Annotated in this window: 3 protein-coding genes; all 3 read right to left on the bottom strand. The window is 50.8% G+C overall.

Going from position 1 to position 4,143, the window contains the following annotated elements; translation table 11 throughout:
• Positions 1 to 337: 337 nt before the first annotated feature.
• Complete coding sequence (locus JRI95_16565; protein ID MBW2063157.1) at positions 338 to 1,003, bottom strand: lactate utilization protein; 666 nt, start codon at positions 1,001 to 1,003, stop codon at positions 338 to 340.
• A 231-nt stretch (positions 1,004 to 1,234) separates the two neighbouring features.
• Positions 1,235 to 2,443 carry an acetyl-CoA acetyltransferase gene (locus tag JRI95_16560; protein ID MBW2063156.1) on the bottom strand — a complete coding sequence of 403 codons (1,209 nt, stop codon included), beginning with the start codon at positions 2,441 to 2,443 and terminating at the stop codon, positions 1,235 to 1,237.
• Positions 2,444 to 2,470: 27 nt separating this feature from the next.
• The gene (locus JRI95_16555; GenBank protein ID MBW2063155.1) at positions 2,471 to 3,907 is read right to left on the bottom strand and encodes a hydroxymethylglutaryl-CoA synthase; all 1,437 of its coding nucleotides are present in this window, start codon (positions 3,905 to 3,907) and stop codon (positions 2,471 to 2,473) included.
• Positions 3,908 to 4,143 lie beyond the last annotated feature (236 nt).

The raw sequence follows: 4,143 nt of genomic DNA, 5'->3' as shown, positions 1-4,143 counted from the left end.
GAGAAAATAATTCGTCCCGTGTACATCGGTTATCTCCTTCCTCGTTATTGTGGAAAGAGTATTGCCGAAACCCATGGACGAGTTGAAGTCGAAAATAGTCATTTCTGCTCACAACGGGTTGTCATTATTATTGTTTCATGAAATTACTCAAGCCTTAACCGGACAGTAGTGGGGTATAGTTTATAAGTTGAAAAGGATGCTTGAGGTATTAAACCGGATTTAAGACAACGTCTATGATTTTAAGGTAGTATTGACAAATTCAGTTTCGCTTCGCTCTACCCAACCTACATGGCTGTCCAGCAACCGTGACGGTTTTGACCTCGTGGCCGCTAGCGGCCTAGACCAGATTAGGCACGATGTTGCGCACCGGAGCCTGGTTGACCAGAATCACTGAGATATCAGACATCATCGGCTTACGATGCAGAATAGTTGTAATGCGGCAGATTCGCTGCGGCACATCGCAGTCATTGCATATCCCTGTTTCAGCACAGGGCGTTTTCATACCAAGACTCTTAGCCCTCATCGGCCCGGCTACCTCCCGAACCCTGGCCAGAGCGGATTCAAGGTCCGGTGTGACCTTGTTCATGCCCGCAACGATGATGATTTTTTTTGGGCCAAAGCTCATGGCGTTGGTCCGATTTCCAACGCCGTCTATATTTACTATTTCTCCGGTGATGGAGATGGCATTGGCGCTGCATAGGAAACAATCGCTCTGTCCCTGCTGAAGGCGATGATTCAGATTTTCTTCAGCAGTCAGGCCTTCCTGAAGGTGGTTGTAAATTGTTTTTCCCTTGGCCTCAAGCTCCTCTATAATTCCCAGAGACTTGGTCGTAGCCGAGCCTCCAAATCCAAAGGTCTCATAAGCGGAAATCATGTCCAGGATAAAAGAACGGGCCTCTGCCGCGGTTGAAAAAAAGCTTGCGTCAAAGCCATGTTTTTCCAGATTTTTGATGCACCTTTCCGCCAATTTTTCCCAAAGCCATATTTGGTATGTGTCCTTCAAGTCCTTTTCTCCTCCTTTATGGTGTTTGCGTTGTTTCTTCCAGGCGGCAATAGATAAGTATTCCCTGAAAGGTTTTTTAGATCTGGATGAAGGCAGATTTCAGATTTGTAAAATAAATGGGGGCTGGCTCCTGGGCATGCCATCACCAGCCCCTTTAGAAACGTTGAAACAAGCAATCTTAGCTAACAGCCCTGCGGGCTGCTATGCTTGATCGTTATGCAAGTTATTCAGTTATACCCCCGGGAGACCCACGATACCTACAAAGATAGCGCAGCCATCCGGACTTCCGCCCAGGTTGTGAGTCAGGCCCATTTTAGGATCCTTTACCTGCCGAGAAGGCATACCGGGGTTCAGCAAATCGTCTGCTCGGCCTTGAAGCTGTAAATACATCTCATAGATCATGCGCAGTCCGCTGGCGCCGATCGGGTGTCCAAAGCATTTCAGGCCGCCGTCAAGCTGAACTGGCAAGCCACCATCCAGGTCGAAAAAGCCGTTCTCAATATCTTCCGTGACTTTTCCTCTGGGGCTGAACCTGAGGTCTTCCATGGTTACGGCTTCGGTAATGGAGAAGCAGTCATGGACCTCGGCCATGCTGATTTCTTCGCGCGGGTTCTTTATCTCGGCCTCCTTGTACGCCGCTTCCCCAGCCCTGACCGTAGTTTCAACGTGAGTGAAATCATATTTTGAGGTGTAGTTTCCATCGCGGGGGCTCATGGCAATCTGTAGGGCCTTGACATATATCGGGTCTTTCCTCATGCCTTTGGCGATTTCAGGCGTGGTAACAATGGCGGCCGCCGCGCCGTCGCTGACGCCGCAGCAATCAAACAAACCCAAAGGCCAGGACACCATCGGGGAATTGAGGATCGTCTCCATACTCACGTCCCTCTGGAAATGAGCGTTGCGGTTCCGCATGCCGTTCTGGTGGCTTTTCCAGGAGACCCGGCCGATCATGTGCTTGCCTTCCTCATAGCTCAAGCCATACCTGGAAAAATATGTTGTGGCGAGCATGGCGAACTGCCGCGGCGGCGTACTCTCAGCCACCATGGCATGACTCGGGCCAGGCGCCCCGCCATCACCCAAACCGCTAATGCCACTGTCCTTGAATTTGTCAACGCCAATGGCTAGCACTATGTCATAGATACCGGCGGCCACAGCGTAACAAGCGTTCCTGAAGGCGTCTGAAGCGGTGGCGCAGGCGTTTTCCACTCTGGTAATAGGGATATACTGGAGCCGCAGCGGTTCGGACAGCACCATCCCGGTGCTCCCGGTCGTGGTCCCCAACCAGGCCGCCTCGACGTCCTTGGGCTCTATCCCGGCATCTTCATAAGCTTGATAGGCCGCATCCACAAGCAGGTCAGCGGAACTGGCATCCCAGCGTTCGCCAAACTTGGTGCACCCCATCCCAACAATAGCAACTCTATCTTTAATACTACCTGGCATATTCTGCCCTCCTTAATATTTATATAATCAATCTCTTACTGGTTTGCACTTCCAGAAATAGGTGTGAGTACCGAGTGTGTAACGGAGCTTCCTGAAAGTCATCTCAACTCCCATACCCACCTGGCACTCTTCAGTTTCACGGTCAACCATATTAAATTGACCTCTCCCGCCTCCTTCAAAATCAATAACTGCGGCTGTAGTCGGGGGGTCAACACCGCCAGCCAGAAAATCATGGCTGAAGCTGACTACCTTGCCTCGCTTATCAGCGAACCTATAAGGCTCAAAATCATCCTTGGCCCCGCATTCCAGGCAGACATGGGCGCGAGTCGAGGCATAACTCAGATACAGTTGCGGGGTGCCGCAGTTATTGCATTTGACACCGTAAAGAGGCAAGGCTGAAGCATGCTCCCGCCACTGGGCCGACATCGAGGCTGCTCCTGCCGGTGGTCGGGCAGGCGGCGCCAGCGATACCATCTCCCGCCAGCGTAAGTACCTTCCATAGTTATCGAGTGTTTTTTTAATTTCGAGATGACGCTTTATGCCGCGCCTGTTTCTAATATTCTCAATCTCATCCGTGACTTTAAGCACAATGGCGTCACTGCCATTCCCCCAGCTAATCAGCAGGATCCGGTCGCCTGGCTTGGCTTCTTCTAAGGCCGCCACCAGAGTCATCAGGGGCTGCGCCGTGCCGGTTTCGCCCACCGTATTAAGAAGAGGGTCTTGAACCTGCTCCTGATCGAGGCCCATCCTTCGGCACAGAGTGGCGTGACTTCTGACGTTAGGACCAAATAAGCAGACTTTGGAAAAATCCTTCTTATCAAGGCCAAGCTTCTTCATAACCCCGGCCGCAGCTTCAGCGGGAATCTTCAAATAACCCTGCTCACGGCCAAAGCGATCTTCCCAATGTCGGACATAGGTGTCTTCATGTGATCTCCAGTAATCTGCCAGGTCATCAGACAAGGTGTAGCTGCCTTCAATCTCTACGGCCACTTTTTCATTTCCAAACAGGAGGGCAGCACTTCCATCACCAAAGATCAGTTCATCCCCACCAGCCGCACCGCCTAAACGCATGTCAGCGGCTGTTACCAGGACGCTGTTGAGTGAGCCTGCATTTACGGCATCCATGGCCGATTGCATGGCCGTAGTTCCGGCCCTGAGACAATTTGCGAAATCAGTATTTCGGGCTTCGCGTGGAAGGTCAAGAGCAGCGGCGACTATAGTTGCATTCTGTCTTTCCTTGTATGGCGCGCAGGTCGTGGCCAGGAATACGGCATCTACCGTCTTGGGGTCAATCCCTGTTAGACAGTCAATACCAGCAGCGACTGACATGGTGATGGGGTCCTCATCAAACCCGGCGACCGCCTTCTCTCCACGTCCTCCGCCGCCACCCCACATAGTAGTAATTATACTCCGGGGCAACCTGTAGTACGGAATATATGCTCCATATGATACGATACCAGCCATTTTTCCTCCTTTTAGTTTAGAACAATTGATAAGTTAACTTTGAATAGTTGATAAGAATTCCTTTTTCCATGAGGGAATAATAGGGAAAAGACAGTTACGTGTCAAGTTAATAAATAGTCCACGTCAATAGCAAATTAAAATGTCCGGTGTTCATAGCACATTAAATGTCCGGTTGCTTTTTTTTGGTTTCTGTTTATCATTCAATTGCACCATGTGAGGATAGGGCCACGCTGGGG

Source organism: Deltaproteobacteria bacterium, from assembly GCA_019308995.1.
Classification (GTDB): Bacteria; Desulfobacterota; Desulfarculia; order Adiutricales; family JAFDHD01; genus JAFDHD01.
This window is presented reverse-complemented; position numbering and strand designations above follow the sequence as displayed.